At 42.4% G+C, this 17,896-nt stretch carries 11 protein-coding genes and 1 pseudogene; 7 read left to right on the plus strand and 5 right to left on the minus strand.

Translation table 11 applies throughout. The features are described 5' to 3' along the window. Positions 1-467: 467 nt before the first annotated feature. Complete coding sequence (gene priA / locus ATH1_RS0108690) at positions 468-2,936, minus strand: replication restart helicase PriA (RefSeq protein WP_010420296.1); 2,469 nt, start codon at positions 2,934-2,936, stop codon at positions 468-470. A gap of 610 nt (positions 2,937-3,546) precedes the next feature. Between priA and ATH1_RS0108695 the strand changes: the two genes are divergently transcribed. Further along, positions 3,547-4,206: a hypothetical protein gene (locus ATH1_RS0108695; protein WP_010420298.1), complete on the plus strand. Its 660-nt coding sequence runs from the start codon at positions 3,547-3,549 to the stop codon at positions 4,204-4,206. Positions 4,207-4,272: 66 nt separating this feature from the next. Beyond that, positions 4,273-5,631, plus strand: coding sequence for a UDP-N-acetylmuramate--L-alanine ligase (locus ATH1_RS0108700; RefSeq protein ID WP_010420301.1), 1,359 nt, complete (start codon positions 4,273-4,275; stop codon positions 5,629-5,631). A gap of 84 nt (positions 5,632-5,715) precedes the next feature. Here ATH1_RS0108700 and ATH1_RS0108705 read toward each other — a convergent pair whose 3' ends face one another. Next, the gene (locus ATH1_RS0108705) at positions 5,716-7,020 is read right to left on the minus strand and encodes an acetyl-CoA hydrolase/transferase family protein (protein ID WP_010420305.1); all 1,305 of its coding nucleotides are present in this window, start codon (positions 7,018-7,020) and stop codon (positions 5,716-5,718) included. A 347-nt stretch (positions 7,021-7,367) separates the two neighbouring features. Here ATH1_RS0108705 and ATH1_RS0108710 point away from each other — a divergent pair, with 347 nt between their 5' ends. Both ATH1_RS0108710 and ATH1_RS0108715 read left to right on the plus strand, forming a co-directional pair. Further along, complete coding sequence (locus tag ATH1_RS0108710) at positions 7,368-7,553, plus strand: hypothetical protein (protein ID WP_010420307.1); 186 nt, start codon at positions 7,368-7,370, stop codon at positions 7,551-7,553. Between the two features lie 290 nt (positions 7,554-7,843). Continuing rightward, the gene (locus tag ATH1_RS0108715; RefSeq protein WP_010420310.1) at positions 7,844-8,875 is read left to right on the plus strand and encodes a hypothetical protein; all 1,032 of its coding nucleotides are present in this window, start codon (positions 7,844-7,846) and stop codon (positions 8,873-8,875) included. A 38-nt stretch (positions 8,876-8,913) separates the two neighbouring features. On the opposite strand, the gene ATH1_RS21615 is transcribed toward ATH1_RS0108715, so the two are convergent. After that, positions 8,914-9,069 (minus strand): hypothetical protein, encoded by a 156-nt coding sequence (locus ATH1_RS21615; RefSeq protein WP_162096781.1) that lies wholly within the window; start codon positions 9,067-9,069, stop codon positions 8,914-8,916. Here ATH1_RS21615 and ATH1_RS0108720 point away from each other — a divergent pair, their 5' ends adjacent. Then, complete coding sequence (locus ATH1_RS0108720) at positions 9,070-10,701, plus strand: T9SS type A sorting domain-containing protein (RefSeq protein ID WP_162096782.1); 1,632 nt, start codon at positions 9,070-9,072, stop codon at positions 10,699-10,701. 217 nt (positions 10,702-10,918) lie between these two features. Here ATH1_RS0108720 and ATH1_RS0108725 read toward each other — a convergent pair whose 3' ends face one another. Further along, complete coding sequence (locus ATH1_RS0108725; RefSeq protein WP_029164043.1) at positions 10,919-11,662, minus strand: 30S ribosomal protein S16; 744 nt, start codon at positions 11,660-11,662, stop codon at positions 10,919-10,921. 319 nt (positions 11,663-11,981) lie between these two features. Here ATH1_RS0108725 and dnaE point away from each other — a divergent pair, with 319 nt between their 5' ends. After that, complete coding sequence (gene dnaE / locus ATH1_RS0108735) at positions 11,982-15,782, plus strand: DNA polymerase III subunit alpha (RefSeq protein ID WP_010420318.1); 3,801 nt, start codon at positions 11,982-11,984, stop codon at positions 15,780-15,782. A gap of 211 nt (positions 15,783-15,993) precedes the next feature. After that, positions 15,994-16,311 carry a thioredoxin gene (gene trxA, locus ATH1_RS0108740; protein WP_010420319.1) on the plus strand — a complete coding sequence of 106 codons (318 nt, stop codon included), beginning with the start codon at positions 15,994-15,996 and terminating at the stop codon, positions 16,309-16,311. 170 nt (positions 16,312-16,481) lie between these two features. Here the strand turns inward: trxA and ATH1_RS19255 are convergent. Continuing rightward, positions 16,482-17,884 (minus strand): annotated as a pseudogene (locus tag ATH1_RS19255) (NupC/NupG family nucleoside CNT transporter). Positions 17,885-17,896 lie beyond the last annotated feature (12 nt).

The following is a 17,896-nucleotide window of genomic DNA, read 5'->3' on the forward strand; positions in this document are numbered from 1 at the left end:
TTTATAATTTCCTTTTTAAGTCCGGATGCCTGTCTGTCGTCAGATAGATAGTTCGCAAGTGCCTTTTAATCAGATTTTTAAGTTGATAAAACAGCAAAAATAATCGCGATTTGCATTTTTCCGGAAAGTGGAAATATACCCATTTTTTGGCAACTGCCAAAGTTATACTTTTATTAAAAAAAATCCTTCAAATCGGACATATATTTAGTCTCTTTCTGTAAGGAACCATTTGCTGAGTTACGCTTGCCGCCAAAATGCTCATTTACGAAACGAGCATGGCAAAGATATCCGCACCAGCGAGGGAACCTTGCAACCGGCTTTTTCTGAACAGACACAAAATATTGTAAAAACTTTTTCGGCTATACAGACGGGCACTGTTTAGTTGTTTAGTTATTACGAGGTATAAAATTGATTGAAAGTAAGTTGCGTTTGTGAGCGGAGTTGTAAAAAACAGGTATTTTTGTGAGCTAAAGCGGATCCACATCTGCATAAATGGAAACGGACTTCCACTGATGATTGCTCAAAATGGCATCAATGGCGTCATTAACAATTTTTTTAATGTACGAAGGAGATTGTCCTTTTTCATATTTAAGCATAATACGTGTCAGATATTTATTTTGAATTCTGGCTACGGGTGGTTCCTGCGGGCCCAGTACTCTGTCTCCCAGTGTGGTACGTAATCTTGCTGCCAGTGCTGTTGCTGCATTATCCACCTTATTTTTTTGTTTATGCTTTAAAACCAGGTAGATGAGCCGAAAATAGGGAGGATATTTGTATGTTTTGCGTTCAGCCAGCTGGGACCGATACATCGCATCATAGTCGTTATCCACAACATATTTAATAATCGGATGCTCTGGCGATGAGGTTTGCAAAACGACGGTTCCTCTTTTGTTTTTTCTGCCGGCACGACCGCTAACCTGTGCCATCATTTGAAAGCCTCTTTCAAAAGCTCTGAAATCCGGCATATTCAACATGTTATCGGCATTGAGTATGCCTACCACGCTTACATTGTCAAAGTCGAGCCCTTTGGTAACCATCTGGGTTCCAATAAGGATATCTACCGAGCCGGTTTCAAAGTCGGATATGATTGTCTGGTATGATTTTTTTGACCGGGTGGTATCGAGGTCCATTCGTGATACGCTTGCTTCGGGGAATAGTATTTTGACTTCTTCTTCAATTTTTTCGGTGCCAAATCCCTGAGTGGAAAGTGCCGGGCTACCACAAGCCTGGCAGGTTTGTGGCGTTGTAACAGTATGACCACAGTAATGACAGACCAGCTGGTTCATTTTTTTGTGATAGGTCATACTGACATCACAAAACTTGCAGCGCGGAACCCATGAGCACACGGTGCACTCCAAAAAGGGAGAAAAACCACGACGGTTTTGGAAAAGTATTACCTGCTTTTTGTCGGCGAGTGCTTTCTCAATATGTTCGAATAAGACGGGTGTAAAATGCGATTTCATTTGTTTTTTGCGGCGAGCCTCTTTCAAATCGGCTACGAGGATGCGTGGCAACTGAATGTCTTCGTACCGGGTGTGAAGTTCTACCAGTCCGTATTTCCCTCTTTGTGCATTGTAATAACTTTCGATTGACGGGGTGGCAGTGCCAAGCAATACTTTTGCTCCGTGCTTGTGTGCCAGCATTATTCCTGCGTCGCGGGCATGATAGCGCGGAGCAGGATCGAATTGTTTGAACGAGTGTTCATGTTCCTCATCCACGATGATCAGTCCAAGATTTTTGAAGGGCAGAAATATAGAAGAACGTACGCCCAGGATAATCTGGTAGTTTTTGTCTTCCAATAAATCGCGGTAAACTTCAACGCGTTCTTCACTACTGAACTTTGAGTGGTAGATACCCAGCCGGTTGCCGAAATGACGCTTCAATCGTGTTGTTATTTGAGTGGTGAGTGCTATTTCGGGAAGCAGATAAAGGACTTGTTCGCCTTTTTCCAGATGTTTTTCGATAAGATGAATGTACAGTTCTGTTTTTCCGCTCGATGTAACACCATGGAAAAGTACAACGGTATGATCATCGAATGCTTTTTCAATTTCTTCAAATGCTTTGGCCTGTGCCAGCGAAAATGTTTTTTTCTGTTGCAGTTGTTCCTGCGATCGGTCGAGGCGCTCAGTTTCCACGGAGAACTGTTCCAGAATGTTTTTCTTTATGAGCTCATTCAGGGCCGAAGCTGCACCGGGATTTTCTTTCAGCAATGCTTTACGACTTACACTTTTGCCTTTCATTGCATTTCCGGCACCTCCGGTTAGATGGATAAGTTTCATCAACAAATCTGTCTGGCGCGGCGCCTTTTCTACACTGTTGAAAGCTTCGTGCAGAGACTCTTCATTTCTGCAGTTTTCGTTTAATCTCAGATAATTTTCAGTTTTCGGACGATATCTGTCTTTCAGCCGTTCGGTTACAAAAACAGCACTTTCATCGATCAGGGTCTGTAATAGGTTAAGGCTGTTCTTTTGGTTGAGGAAGTCGTTGATTTCGGCAACAGAGCATACTTTTTTATCTGCTAAGAAGGAAAGCAGTTTTATGGCTTTTCCCGGCAATTCCCCGGTCTGTTCATAATCGGGGTTGTAATATACACGTGTTTCGCTTTCCAACTTTAATCCCGAAGGCAGTGCGGCTTTGTAAACTTCGCCCAGTGTGCACTGATAATACTCAGCTATCCATTCCCAAAAATCAATTTGTTTGGGCGTTACAGCAGGGGAGTTGTCGAGTACTGATAAAAGAGGTTTCGTTTCGTATTCTTTTGGTTTTTTGTTGTGTATTGAAAAAACGATCCCCGAATACTGCTTTTTCTTACCAAAAGGAACTACAACCCGCATTCCCCGTTCCGGATAAGGATTCATATCCGGAGGAATGTGATAGGTGAAAAGCTTTGGAAGCGGCAATGGAAGTATTATGTCTGCATATATGTCCGGTGTCATTGATTGTGTTTTTAGAGATCGTAAAGTTAGAAAAAGAGCTGTCTCTTCAATAGAGATTGTTAGACTTTTAGATATCAGATATAAGATGATTATATAACATTGATATACTGTGTTTACGACGAAAAATCCATAAGCACAAGCGCTCTGCCAGGCTCTCTTTGCAATGCAAGACGGCATAGCCGTGCGGCCACTTGCTTGCAAGAATTCGGGCCCTGTTGTAAAAGTTTAATAAGATGGTGGTCAGGAATATATAATATTTTTGTTTTATTGAGTACGTGTCGATGTCAGGTTGATTGTCAGAGTATTAAATAGTTTAAGGGTTTGGTAATACTTTATTAATGTTTGATTTAAATTGAAATCGTTGTTTAGTGCATTCAAAAGGTCCCAAAAGATATTTGAGTCCGGTCTAAAAAGCATCTTTGTTGCCAGACTCGTTGTTGTTTTAAATTTTTGCATCCTCATTAACAACGAGTTAATTCCGGTACAAAAATTTAAAACGGCTTGATTTTGATAAAAATATGCTTTTTATACCGCACTCATATTTCAAACTGACTGAAATTTTGTGGATGGCATTTTATTCCAAAATATCAAAACATCTAATAATCTCTTTATGAGTATAATTCATTTATTGAGCGTTGGGATTGCACCGGATGAACTCAACAATAGTATTGTATCTATGTGGACCCGTGAAAGTATCAGGCCTGTTGATTTTTACCGTACCGGTTTTGAAGTGATATTTTACAATCATGATCGTCAGCATGCGCTTAACTGTGTTCTTTCATCGGTTATACCCGAGGGCAAAGAGATTTTGATTACAGGGGAGGATGAGCTGAAAAGTGTTGCGAAAAAAGCGGATCAATTCGGAATCCAAAGCATAGTTTTTCGGGCTGCGGTAGATGAAATTCACCTGATTGAAACACTTCTGCATTCGCATAAAGGCATTTCACATCTTATACTGGTTGTTGGGCAAGATGATGGTAAGATTGAAAATTATGTCACGAATATTTCGCCTCTTCTTAAACACAGGGGGATAGGACTTGTCTTGTATTGTCTGGTTCCGGTACAGAGAATAAACGATCGCACCAACGGGATGGTTGATTTTATGATCGGCGGCTGGGAGAATATTCCGGACAAATCGTTTATAGTGGCCAGAAGAAGCAAATTGGTGCAAACCGAAGGCAATGCACGTGTGATGACATGCGATTTATATGCCTCATGGGAATGGTCACTCAGAAGCCGGGGCACACATATTGAGCCTGTAGAGATGTAAATTCCATTAAGATTTGCTTTCTTTGTTGATTCGTTATGATTGAGCTCATGATTATTAAGTCAGCAAATGAAGAGAGTACATTTTATTGCCATTGGTGGGAGTGCCATGCACAATCTGGCCATTGCTCTGCATAAAAAGGGATTTCATGTGACGGGCTCGGATGATGAAGTGTTTGAGCCCAGCTACAGTCGCCTCCAAAAACATCGATTATTGCCCGAAGCCAACGGATGGCATCCCGAAAAAATAACCGGAGACATTGATGCTGTAATTCTGGGAATGCATGCCCGTCCTGATAATCCTGAATTACAAAAGGCGCGGGAACTCGGTCTGAAGATTTATTCCTATCCTGAATATCTTTACGAACAAACAAAGAATAAGACAAGAGTTGTCATTGCCGGTAGTCATGGCAAAACAACCATCACCTCGATGTTACTGCATGTCTATAAAACACTCGGACGGCAGTTCGATTTTATGGTGGGTGCCCAGGTTAAGGGATTTGATACCATGGTGCGCTTGTCCGACGATGCCGGTATCGCAGTTTTTGAAGGTGATGAGTATCTTTCGTCCCCCATCGACCGCCGGCCTAAGTTTTTATGGTACCATCCGCACATTGCATTAATTACCGGGATTGCCTGGGATCACATCAACGTTTTTCCTACTATTGAAGCGTACAATCATCAGTTCGAACTATTTGCACAAACCATACAACCCGGAGGAACGCTTTTCTATTATTCAGGTGACCCTGTTCTATCGGGCATTGCCGACAGGGGTGTGTCGGTCAGAGCAGTCCCTTATACTGAAATAAGAGCTGCGACAAAAGACGGACAGACTGTGGTTAATGTAAACGGCAGGAAATTTTTTCTGAAAATATTCGGGAAACATAATCTTCAGAATCTGTCGGGAGCTTTGCATGTGGCGAAAGAAACGGGTATTGATGAAAAAGATTTCTGGGAGGCTATGCAGTCGTTCGAAGGAGCGTCGCGCCGTTTGCAGCTGTTGGCCGGGAATGAAGATTCGAGGGTTTTTTACGATTTTGCACATGCGCCATCGAAAGTACGTGCTACTGTGTCTGCCGTAAAGGAACAATTTCCGGGGAAAAGACTGATTGCACTTTTGGAATTACACACCTTTAGCAGTCTGAACCGGGAATTCTTACCACAGTACAAAAACTCACTCCATTCTGCCGATGAGGCGATTGTGTTCTTTAATCCACGGGTAGTAGCCCATAAAAAACTGCCGGAGATAACTCCGTGTGATGTACGAAAAGCTTTTGGGAACAGTTCTTTAAGGGTGATTAATGACCCCGCGGAATTGAAGGATTTTCTTTCACGCCTGAAACTAAGCGGTAGTAACTTGCTGATAATGACTTCGGGCAATTTGGGTGGTCTGGATATCTCCTCTTATGCCAACAGTTTGATTATCTGAATTTGGGATTAATGAGTCGGGTATTAAAAAGAAGGGCTGTCCAACCGGTTTTGGACAGCCCTTCTTTAGTATTATTGAAGCATTTTACTTCTTTGAGATAAAATGGAAATGTGGTCCAAAGCGCTCAAATGCTGCTTTTTCAAGCATTTCGCGATGGTCGGGATGTGCTACGGAAATGATAAGCCTGGCACGTTCCTGAAGTGTTTTACCATAAAGGTTTACAGCTCCGTATTCAGTGACCAGCCAGTGCATATTTGCGCGGGTAGTGACTACTCCGGAACCTTCCATCAGCGTCGGAGTAATTTTTGAAATGCCTTTCCCTGTAACCGATGGCATGGCAATGATGGGTTTTCCGCCTTCGGAATAGCCGGCACCACGGATGAAGTCAATCTGTCCCCCCACCCCTGAATAGTGGGTTGTCCCAATTGAATCGGCACACACCTGGCCGGTAATATCTACTGCCAGGGCAGAGTTGATGGCAGTAACTTTTTTGTTTTTTCTGATGATATCTACACTGTTGGTATGTTTGACATCCTTCATGGCCACTTGTGGGTTGTCGTCCACAAAATCGTAAAGGTCCTGAGAACCCATCAGAAAGGTAGCGACCATCAGGCCTTTGTCAATCTGCTTTCGTTTGCCGTTGACAACCCCTTTTTCTACCAGGGGAAGGATTCCGTCGGAAAACATCTCGGTATGTACTCCCAGGTCTTTATGGTTACCCAACTCGGCCAGAACCGCATTTGGGATTCCACCGATGCCCATTTGCAGACAGGCACCGTCTTCTACCAATTCCGCTATATTGTGACCAATAGCCCGTTCTATATCAGACAACGGAGCGTTGTTGTGAACGAAAAGCGGTTCATCATGTTCAACAAAGTAGTCAATATCGCGCATGTTAATTTGGGCGTCGCCCCAGGTGCGTGGTACATATTTGTTAACCTGGGCAATAACCACATCGGCAGTTTCAATGGCTGCCAGAGTAGCATCTACCGAAGTTCCGAGTGACACATAACCGTGACGGTCGGGCGGTGATACCTGCATCATGGCCACGTTCACTTTTAAATAGCCTTCACGAATGAGTTTCTGGGTCTCGCTTAAAAAGACCGGAATATAATCTGCGTATCCGGCTTGTGTTACTTTGCGGACGTTCGCGCCAACAAAGAAAGATTCCAGTTGAAAGATGCCTTCCAGCTCAGGATCGGCATAGGGGGCCGGACCTTCAGTGTGAATGTGTTGGATTTTTACGTCGTTGAATTCGCCTTTGCGGCCTCGTTCAACCATGGCATTGATGAGGGCATGAGGTGTTGCGGCCACGCTGCTTAAATGAATGCGGTCTCCTGATTTAATTACTTTAACAGCCTCCTCGGCAGTTATTGTTTTGTAATGCATGTCGAAACAATTTTATAAATGGTGTATGTTTTTCTTTTAAAAAACCGGTGCAAAAGTAGTTTTTTTCGTTTAATTTTTTCTTATTAATCTCAGTTTGTCAGAGTGTTTAAGAATATTTAAAATCATTCTTAAGAAATAGAGATTTATTTCTTTATTGGTTTCAGCGAGTTGGAGATTTTTAATGATGCGGTGTTTTTTTGCTTAAACGAAATGAAAGTATCTGAGGGCTTAAAAGAAACAGTCCCGTTGTCCACAAAAATCAACCCAATTTTGAAGAAGAGATAAGTGGAGAGAACTCGCGTAAGATTCATTATGTTAGCGCCGGAGATGGCCTTTCAACTATTTATGTGCAAAGCGGGAATAAGGATGATCTGTATTATGCCTATACCGATCATTTGGGGTCGCTGGTAGCCATAGCTGATGGAAACGGCAATGTTGTTGAGCGTTTTGCTTACATCGGCAGAAATATTTATGCTTGTATCACCCGCTATAACGGTTGTCCAATTTTTACGGATACCCCGACGCTATTGTGAAATGATTTGAATTTGAACCTGAATTTTGTCAGGAATGAGTGTAATGCCAAAGCGCTGTTCTGAGCATGCCGAAGGGCACTTGAATATTGGTGAATAGCAATACAAAAGTCACTGTAAGTAAAAATTTTATAGATAATCCATTGCAATTTAAAAATAAAGTTTTATCTTCATTAACACGGATTATCATTTATTAACAACACAATAAGCCTCAACATATTAACTCTAAAAATTTATTGTTTAATAAATAAATTGCACAGAGCTTAGTGCATTTATCAAAATCATTTACGAACATGAAAAAAATATGGATTATTCTTTCAATCTTGTGTGCTTACACCATGGTAAATGCACAATCTGTTATTGTGCTACACAGCACTGACGCTACCACTGTATTTACCGGCAATACAGCCCTGGCTGATGCTTATGCTTTAGCAGTAAACGGCGATACCCTTTATTTATCAGGTGGCGGATTTACGGCCCCGTCCGGTTTTGAAAAAGGAGTGAAAATTTTAGGGGCAGGCATTCATCCCGACTCAACCGCTGCAACCTACATCACTCAAATCAGTGGACCAGTTAATATTAATAATGGTGCTGACGGCCTGTATTTTGAAGGCATGCAGTTTTCTGACTATATTCATGTAAATTATAGTCATGTTGTGGATGATGTATCGTTTGTTCGGTGTAAGTTTAATTCAAACATTGACTTTGGCTATAATGGAACACCCAACACAAACCGGGAAAATTATGCGTTTATTCAGTGTGTGTTTATAAATTCTGTTGATTTACAGGGTGTAACAAACAGCCTTATAACCAATTCCATTTTTAACAATAGGGTGTTTAACTCAATGTCTAATACAATAAAAAATTGTAGTTTTCTGTACAATCCCTCTTCTACTTCTTATGATGTTATTTCAGCATCGAATACAAACACAATTACCAACAATATTTTTCACACCACATCAAGCGCTATCATTGAAGGCGCTTCAAACACAGTTAAAAATTGCGTGTTTATTGATGATGCTCCGGGGTTGGGGGTAAGTCCTATTGATGTTAATAATTATAAAAACGTGGACCTTTCATCCGTTTTTGTAGCCCCACCGGCTCTTAGTTTCAGTTTCGATGACAATTACCATTTAGACTCGGGGGCTGAAACCACATACCCTGGTGATGATGGCACACAGGTTGGTGTTTATGGCGGACTTTTCCCTTTGAAAGAAGGATTTGTGCCCCAAAACCCGCATATAAGCTTTAAAAACATCTCATCAGGTACTGACGAAAACGGTTTATTAAATATTCATATCAATGTAAATGCCCAAGATAATTAGTTATGGATAGACTTATATTTCTGATATTCTTTACTGTACTATCTGTTTTGGGTATTTCGCAGAATAATATCAGCACGTATCAATATTGGTTCGATGATAACTTTAGTGGTGCAATTAGTAATACTGTTGTACCAGAGCAAAATTTCAACCTGAACAGCGATATTGATGCATCCGGGTTGAATACGGGTGTTCATTTGTTTTATATCCGGTTTAAGGACGAAAATGCCTTATGGAGTTGCCCCCTTGCGCAGTTTATTTATAAAATTCCGGAGCAAAACACGGGCATATCAACCAATGAAATTGCCGCATATCAATATTGGTTTGATGATGATTACAACAACGCAGTCAATCAACCTGTCACGCCTGCACAGGATTTTGTGTTGCTCGGCGATATTGATGCCGGTTCATTGAGTACGGGTGTTCATGTTTTTTATATCCGTTATAAAGATTCACGCGGCCAGTGGAGCAGCCCCCTTGCGCAGTTTATTTATAAAATTCCGGAGCAAAACACAGGCATATCAGCCAATGAAATTACCGCTTATCAGTACTGGTTCGATGATGATTACAACAACGCAGTCAATCAACCTGTCACGCCTGTACAGGATTTTGAGTTGCTCCGCGATATTGATGCTGGCGCATTGAGTTCCGGTATTCATGCTTTTTATATCCGTTATAAAGATTCACGCGGCCAGTGGAGCAGTCCCATTGCGCAGTTTATTTATAAAATTTCGGTTTCTCTATCTGCAGACAATAACATTGTGGCTTATCGCTACTGGTTTGATGATGATTTTGAAAACGCTGTTAACCTGCCTGTGGTTCCGGCTCAAAGTATTCTTTCATTGACAGAGCAAATTGACATGACACAAATGATGGAAGGAGAATACACTTTGCATTGCCAATTTCAGGATACAATGGGAATGTGGAGTTCCCCGACCATTGATACCATCGTGAAAAACGCCTTGCCTATTGCTAAGTTTACCTACAACCGCAATGAAAACTGTGATTCCACAATCATTGATTTCCACAATCTTAGTATTGATGGGGATATTTACTTATGGGATTTTGGAGATGGCAGTTTTAGTGAAGGTTTTGATGTTAGTCATATCTACCACGTTGCAGGCAATTATAATGTGAGTTTAGCAGTAAGTGATACCGTAACAGGACTTGATAGCACTTATTACGAGACAATCAATATAATTGGACATACTGCAAGCACAATTTCTGTTACGGCTTGCGGGGATTATTTAACCCCGTCGGGAGATGTATTATATGAATCGGGAATATATTATGACACGATTCCTAACTCAATGTCTTGCGATTCAATAATTGAAATTAATTTAGAAATAATCAATATTGATAATTCTGTTGAAATGGTTGATAATAATACGCTTGTGGCAACACAAGACGGAGCAGATTATCAATGGTTAAATTGCGATGATAATATGGCTGTTATTAGCGGGGAAAATAGTCAGTCATTTATTCCTGCAGGGAATGGAAATTACGCAGTAGAAATTACTCTGGATGATTGCGTGGAGATATCGGCATGTTACGAAATTTTAAGTGTCGGGATTATTGATAATGTTAATAATTACGATATTAATATTTTTCCTAATCCTGCAAAAGAAAAACTTTATATTCGGTTCCCTCAGACAGTAAATCGGGCAGATATTGAAATTACTGATTTATCGGGAAACATTGTAGATCAAATAATTGAGTTTAACACCGATTTAGTTAGCATTAACTTAACCCAAAAATCAGGTATTTATTTCTTAAAAATAACAGCTGATAATCATACAGTTGTTGCTAAAGCTATTATATACAACTGATAAAAGTTTACCTGGTTCACAAGTATTTGCCTGGGCAGATGTTGACAGCCGGTATCGATAGTTCAGGGGAAACCCGGTCTTGGTCTGGAAGCAATGGGCTCATCATTCCTGAGTCTGGCCACAAAAGATGCTTTTTAGAACGGGCTCATTCATAAAATAAAAAAGCCACCCCCGAGGGGCGGCTTTTTTATTTTCTTTCAAAAAGAAGCAAGAAAAACTATTCTTCCTTTTTGGTTTCTTCGTCGGAAGCAGCTGTTTTTTCTTCAGTTTTAGATTCCTCAGAAGTCTCAGTTTTAGATTCCTCAGAAGTCTCAGGCTTAGATTCCTCAGAAGTCTCAGGCTTAGGTTCTTCAGCAACTTCAGCTTTGGTTTCTTCAGCAGCCGTTTTTTCTTCAGCCTTTGGTTCTTCAGAAGTTTCAGCTTTAGGCTCTTCAGCAGCCGTTTCTTCGGCGCCGGATTGAGCATTTTTTGCTTTCTGTTCTGCTTCTGCTTTGGCAGCCATTTCTGCATTACGCTTGGCCAGTTTTTCGGCTCTTTCAGCATTAATTTTGGCTTCACGTTCGAGACGTGCTTTGCGTTCTTTTTCACTTTCAGCCGAAACCTGGTCTTTTTTGGCCTGTATCCTGGCTTCTTTCTCTTCCATCCATTTTTGGAATCGGCGTTCAGCCTCGGCTTCGTCAAAAGCACCTTTTTTAACGCCTTCGAGCAGGTGTTTTTTCATGAGTACACCTTTGTAACTCAAAATTGCACGGGCAGTGTCAGTAGGTTGGGCGCCTTTGCCAAGCCAGTCTAAGGCTTTGTCGAAATTAAGTTCAATCGTAGCAGGATTTGTGTTGGGATTGTACGAACCAATCCGCTCGATGTATTTACCATCTCGTGGCGCCCTGCTATCTGCTACCACAATGTGGTAGTAAGCATACCTTTTGCGTCCGTGTCTCGCTAATCTGATTTTTACGGGCATGTTTTCAATAAATTACAAATTAAACAACCTACATTTTTGCGAGTGCAAATATAAAGCGATTTATTGGTTTACGAAACATCTTTGGGTCTTTTCCTTATACTTTTTGTCATTTTACTGCTCAGGATAATGGCTGTGATGTTGATCACTGGTATTATGACACTGGCAGGGGAGGTTTTTTCGCCAAAGGGAAGTTTTATCCGGGAATTTTCCAATCAAAAAATTTAGATATTTTTGTATCATGAATTCTTAGCTTGTTGCCGTTTATTCTTCGAACAGGCAGCCATGTGCCTGATAATCTGTTAAATATATTAAAGATAATATGAAGCGCATACCTTTTACACATCTTCACGTTCACTCTCAGTATTCTATACTCGATGGTGCTGCCAGTGTGGGTGACCTCGTAACCAAGGCTGGAAATGATGGCATGAGGGCTCTTGCTCTCACCGATCATGGTACTATGTTCGGGATTAAAGAGTTTTTTGACACATGTCGGAAAAACGCCATCAAACCCATTCTCGGCTGTGAAACCTATGTTGCTGCGCGTACGATTTATGATAAAACCGACAGCAAGCTTGACGGACGGGGCGATCATCTTATTTTGCTGGCTAAAAACCGGACCGGCTACAAAAACCTGCTTAAGCTGATATCGATTGCCAACATTGAGGGGTTTTATTACAAACCCCGGATTGACAAAAATCTGCTTGAACAGTATCACGATGGACTTATTGTTACGACGGCATGTCTTGGAGGAGAAATTCCGCAGAAGATTATTGCCGGCGATATTGATGGTGCCCGAGAGGCCATTCTTTGGTTTAAAAGGGTTTTTGGAAACGATTTTTATCTTGAATTACAGCGTCATCCTGCCGAAGATCCCGGGTTAAGAAAAGAAGTTTACGAGAACCAGATTCTGGTTAATAAGACCTTGCTTGCCTTTTCAAAAGAGTTGGATGTTAAAGTCATCGCGGCCAATGATGTACATTTTACCGATGCCGAAGATGCCGAGGCGCACGATTTGCTTATTTGCCTGAATACCGGTAAAGATTTCGATGACGAAAACCGTATGCGTTATACCAAGCAGGAATGGTTTAAAACCACTGCTGAAATGAACGAGCTTTTCAGCGATGTTCCGGAGGCTTTGCTGAATACAATGGAAATTGCCGATAAAGTAGAGGAATACGACCTGAACTCGGCACCCATCATGCCCTTTTTCCCTATTCCATCCGACTTCGGAACGTTTGAAGGGTATAAAGAAAAATATCCGGAAGAAGCTCTTCGCGAAGAGTTTGGAGACAGATACGATACATTGGGAGGAGATTACGAACACCTGATACGTGTTAAACTTGAGTCGGACTATCTGTCTCATCTTGCTTACGAGGGAGCTAAAGACCCGTCGCGATATGGTGATCCTGTTCCTGACGACGTAAAGGAACGACTCGATTTTGAGCTGAATACCATTAAAACCATGGGTTTCCCAGGTTATTTCCTTATTATTCAGGACTTTATTAATGCAGCCCGCAACATGGGTGTTTTGGTCGGCCCGGGTCGTGGCTCTGCCGCCGGTGCTGCAGTATCCTATTGCGTGGGGATTACCAATATTGATCCCATTAAGCACGATCTGCTTTTTGAGCGTTTTCTGAATCCCGATCGTATCTCTATGCCCGATGTGGACATCGACTTTGACGATGACGGTCGGCAGCTTGTACTTGACTGGGTAGCCAAAAAATATGGTCAGGATAAAGTGGCTCATATCTGCACATTTGGAACCATGGCAGCCAGGCTGGCTATCCGTGATGTGGGACGGGTACTGAAATTACCGCTTCCCGATACCGATAAACTTGCCAGGCTTATACCCGAACGTCCCGGTACCAAACTCGCCAACGCCTATGATGAAGTGCTGAAAAGAGAACGTGAAGCCGGCAGCCTCGAAGATGCCATCAAAAGAATTGACAATGAACTCAGGGCTGCCCGTAATGCAGGAAAAGGCAAGGATGAAAGCAAACTGGAAATTTACAAAATATTTGCCGAAAGGATGTTGGAGGCAAGAACCAACGGTGAAGATAAGGTGCTGAAGACCATGAATTTTGCCTGTACCCTCGAAGGTTCGGTACGTCAAACCGGTGTGCATGCCTGTGGTGTACTTATCGGAAGGGATCCTCTGGAACAGCATATCCCGTTGATTGCTACCAAAGATGAGGAATTGATGACGACGCAATACGACGGGCGTTTTGTTGAAGCCATTGGCCTCCTGAAAATGGATTTTCTGGGTCTTAAGACGTTGTCTATCATTAAAGAAACCCTCGAAAATATTAAGCTGTCCAAAAACATCGATATAGATATAGAGAAGCTTCCGCCCGATGATCCGGCAACTTTTGAATTATTTAGCCGGGGCGATACAACCGCCATCTTTCAGTTCGAGTCCCCCGGGATGAAGAAACACCTGAGAGCGCTTCAGCCCAACCGGTTTGAAGACCTGGTTGCCATGAACGCACTTTACCGGCCGGGACCAATTGAATATATCCCCGATTACATTGCGCGCAAACACGGCAAACAGGAAATCAACTATGATCATCCGATGATGGAGCCTTTCCTGAAAGATACTTATGGTATTACGGTATTTCAGGAGCAGGTGATGCTCCTTTCCCGTGCGCTGGCAGGCTTTACAAGGGGTGAGTCGGACTCGTTGCGGAAAGCGATGGGGAAAAAGCTGGCCGACCTGATGGCTAAGCTGAAAGTGAAGTTTTATGAGGGGTGTAAAAAGAACGAAGCCTTTCTTAAAGGTTGTAAGGAAGTCAATAAAGAGCCTGATCAGCTAATTGAAAAGATATGGAAAGACTGGGAAGCATTTGCCAGTTATGCGTTCAACAAATCGCACTCGGTTTGCTATGCTTATGTGGCTTATCAGACCGGCTACCTGAAGGCCCACTATCCGGCCGAGTTTATGTCGGGTGTGTTAAGCCGAAACCTGAACGACATTACGAAGATAACCACTTTTATGGACGAGTGCCGCCGGATGGGACTCGAAGTTCTTGGCCCTGACGTGAATGAAAGTTTCAGGAAGTTTACCGTAAATGCCGAAGGTGCCATCCGTTTTGGGATGGCAGGTATTAAAGGTGTTGGCGCCGGTGCCGTGGAGGAAATTATCCGAAAACGTGAAGAAGGAGGACCTTTTAAGGATATTTTTGATTTTGTGGAACGTGTGAACCTGCAAACGGTAAACAAAAAAAATATTGAGGCATTGGCAGCTGCAGGCGCATTCGATAATCTGGGAGAAATTAACAGAGCCCAGTTTTTTGCCGTCAGCGATGGTGAAGAAGGGACCTTTATTGAAAGGTTGTTGCGGTATGGCAACCTCTTTCAGGCCGATAAAGCAAGTAATCAGGTGTCACTCTTTGGTGCCGTCGACATGACGGTTGCCGTAAAACGACCTTCAATTCCAAAGGTGCCTGAATTTACCAATATCGAAAAGCTGAAGCGGGAAAAAGAGTTGATAGGTATTTATCTTTCGGCACATCCGCTTGATCGGTTCAGGTTTGAACTCAGGCATTACTGTAATACCGAGCTAAGCGAACTGAGCGATCTTTCGGCCCTTAACGGAAGAAGTTTTATTGTCGGAGGTATGGTTACCGGAATCCGGCGCGGCGTTACCAGGGTCAAGGAAAACCCGTTCGCCATTATCACCATTGAGGATTATTCAGGGTCTTATGATTTCGCCCTTTTTGGACGCGATTACAACGATTATAGTAAATACCATACTATCCCTGATGATGGCAGCATTTTCCTGTTGATAAAAGGAAAGGTACAGCCTAAAAAATACCGACCCGATGAGTTGGAGACGAAGATAAATTCCATCTCTTTTCTGGATGATGTTCTGGAGAACCACGTGCGAAGCCTTACTCTGAATGTTCCTGTCGATAAAATTACTGAAGAGCTTGTGAATGAACTGGCCAGCGTGATGCTCGATAATCGAGGAAATGTGTCGTTAAGAGTTCATGTCTTCGATCCCGCCAATGAACATAACCGTGTGCAACTATTGTCGCGTTCGGCTCGTATTGACCTTTCTCAAAAAGATGTTCTTCAGTTTTTTGATGAACATCCTGAGTTGCAGATAAATTTGTCCTGAATGGGTTCTGAAAAAATATTTATATTTGAACAAGCGCACGAGAAAGGTGTTGTTAATAGCAATAGCCAGCAATCAATTTGCATGGAGTAAAGGTAGAAAGGTTAGACCCGCTTCATGTATAATTGCCTGTTGTTGTATACAATATAGAAAAGGCCAATGGCCTCCCGGATTATTGAAATTAAATAATTGATATTTTTAAACTATTGAAATTATGACAGTTGAAGTAACCGATTCTAATTTTGAAGACGTAGTCTTGAAGTCAGACAAACCTGTTTTGGTTGATTTTTGGGCCGAATGGTGTGGTCCCTGCAGGCTGGTGTCCCCTATTGTGGCAGAGCTTGCCGGGGAATACAAGGACAAAGCGGTAATAGCCAAGATGGATGTGGATGGTAACCCCGAAACATCTGTAAAGTTCGGTATCCGTAATATTCCGACCATCCTGTTTTTCAAGGATGGTGAAGTTGTTGATAAACAGGTTGGAGCTGTTCCGAAGGCCGCTCTGGCTTCCAAACTGGATGCGATTCTTTAGAAATCAAAAATTTTGAAAATAAGAAAAGGCCGGAACACCCGATGTTCCGGCTTTTTTTTTGAAGCAAGGCGGCATAGCAGGAAAGCCTCATGTCTGCGCTTTAAATAGAGGCTGCTGAAAAAGTCAGCAGCCTGTTTCAAATTTATTTTTATACGGATGAAAATTTCCTGTCACCCCAGTATCATTCCGATAATTGTAGCCGAAAGCAAAGAAGCAAGTGTGCCTGCAAGCAAAGCCCTCATGCCCAGTTGAGAGAGCAGGACTCTTTTCCCGGGAGCCAGGGCACCGATCCCTCCAATCTGGATACCGATGGAAGCAAAATTGGCAAAACCTGCCAGTACATAAGTGGCCATAATTATCGATTTTTCATGAACAAAGGCACCGGCCTCTTTCAGTTCACCCAGGCTTACATAGCCTATAAATTCGGTCATGATTATTTTTTCCCGAGTACACGTCCTACCAGATCCATGTCTTCTGCAGCAACCCCCAGCAACCACATAAACGGAGCGAATATATATCCCAGTATGAACTCCAGCGACAATTGAGTATATTCTCCGTTGGTTGCAGATGCAATAAGAGAATTCAATGTTGTCCAGTCGCCAATTTTCACAAAAATGAAATTGAGCATGGCAATGAGGGCGATAAAAACCAAAAGCATTCCTGCTACATTAACAGCCAGCCGGATGCCTTCGGTGGTACCGTTTGATATAGCATCCAGTACATTTTTTCCGATTTTCTCTTTCGGCACATCGACTTCCTTATCGATTTTTTCCGTTTGCGGCACCAGCATCTTGGCAATAATAATGATACCCGGTGCAGCCATGATTGAAGCAGCCAGCAGGTGTTTGGCATAGATAAGCTCCTGAACCGGATCGCCTCCGCCAAGTACCTTAATGTAAACGGCCAAAACACCCCCTGCCAGTGTGGCCATACCTCCCGACATGACCAACATCATCTCCGACCGGTTCATCTTTTCCAGATATGCCTTGATCATCAATGGAGATTCGGTTTGTCCGAGAAAAATGTTTCCTGCTACCGAAAGACTTTCGGCTCCGGATATTTTCAATAGTTTCGTCATTCCCAGAGCCAGCCAGTATACAACCTTCTGGATAATGCCAAAATAGAAAAGGATGCTGGTGAGTCCCGAAAAGAAAATGATCGTGGGCAGAATGGTAATGGCAAAGTTGAGAAGCGGTTCCTCTATTTCTCCGGTCGAAAAACTTTTAAAAAGAAATTTGGCACCTTCGTCTGAAAAACTCAGAATTTTTACAAATATTTTTCCCAGGACATCAAATACCGACTGAACAAACGGCACGTAAAGAATGGCCAGTGCAAGGGAAATCTGAATAGCCAGTCCCGTGAGTACGACTCTCCATGATATGGCTTTCCGGTTGGTGCTGAACACCCATGCAATAAACATGATGATAGCCATTCCCAAAAGACCGCGGAAAAGACTTTGTATGGTGAACCCCCCGCCTGAAGATATTACAGGATTATTATTGGCAAAAAGCGTAGCAGGAATAAAAAAAAGCGCTAACAACACCATTAAAGTTCGGAGTTTTGAAGGCTTCATAGATGAGGAGTT

The sequence above is a fragment of the Anaerophaga thermohalophila DSM 12881 genome, assembly GCF_000191885.1.
Taxonomy (GTDB): domain Bacteria; phylum Bacteroidota; class Bacteroidia; order Bacteroidales; family Marinilabiliaceae; genus Anaerophaga; species Anaerophaga thermohalophila.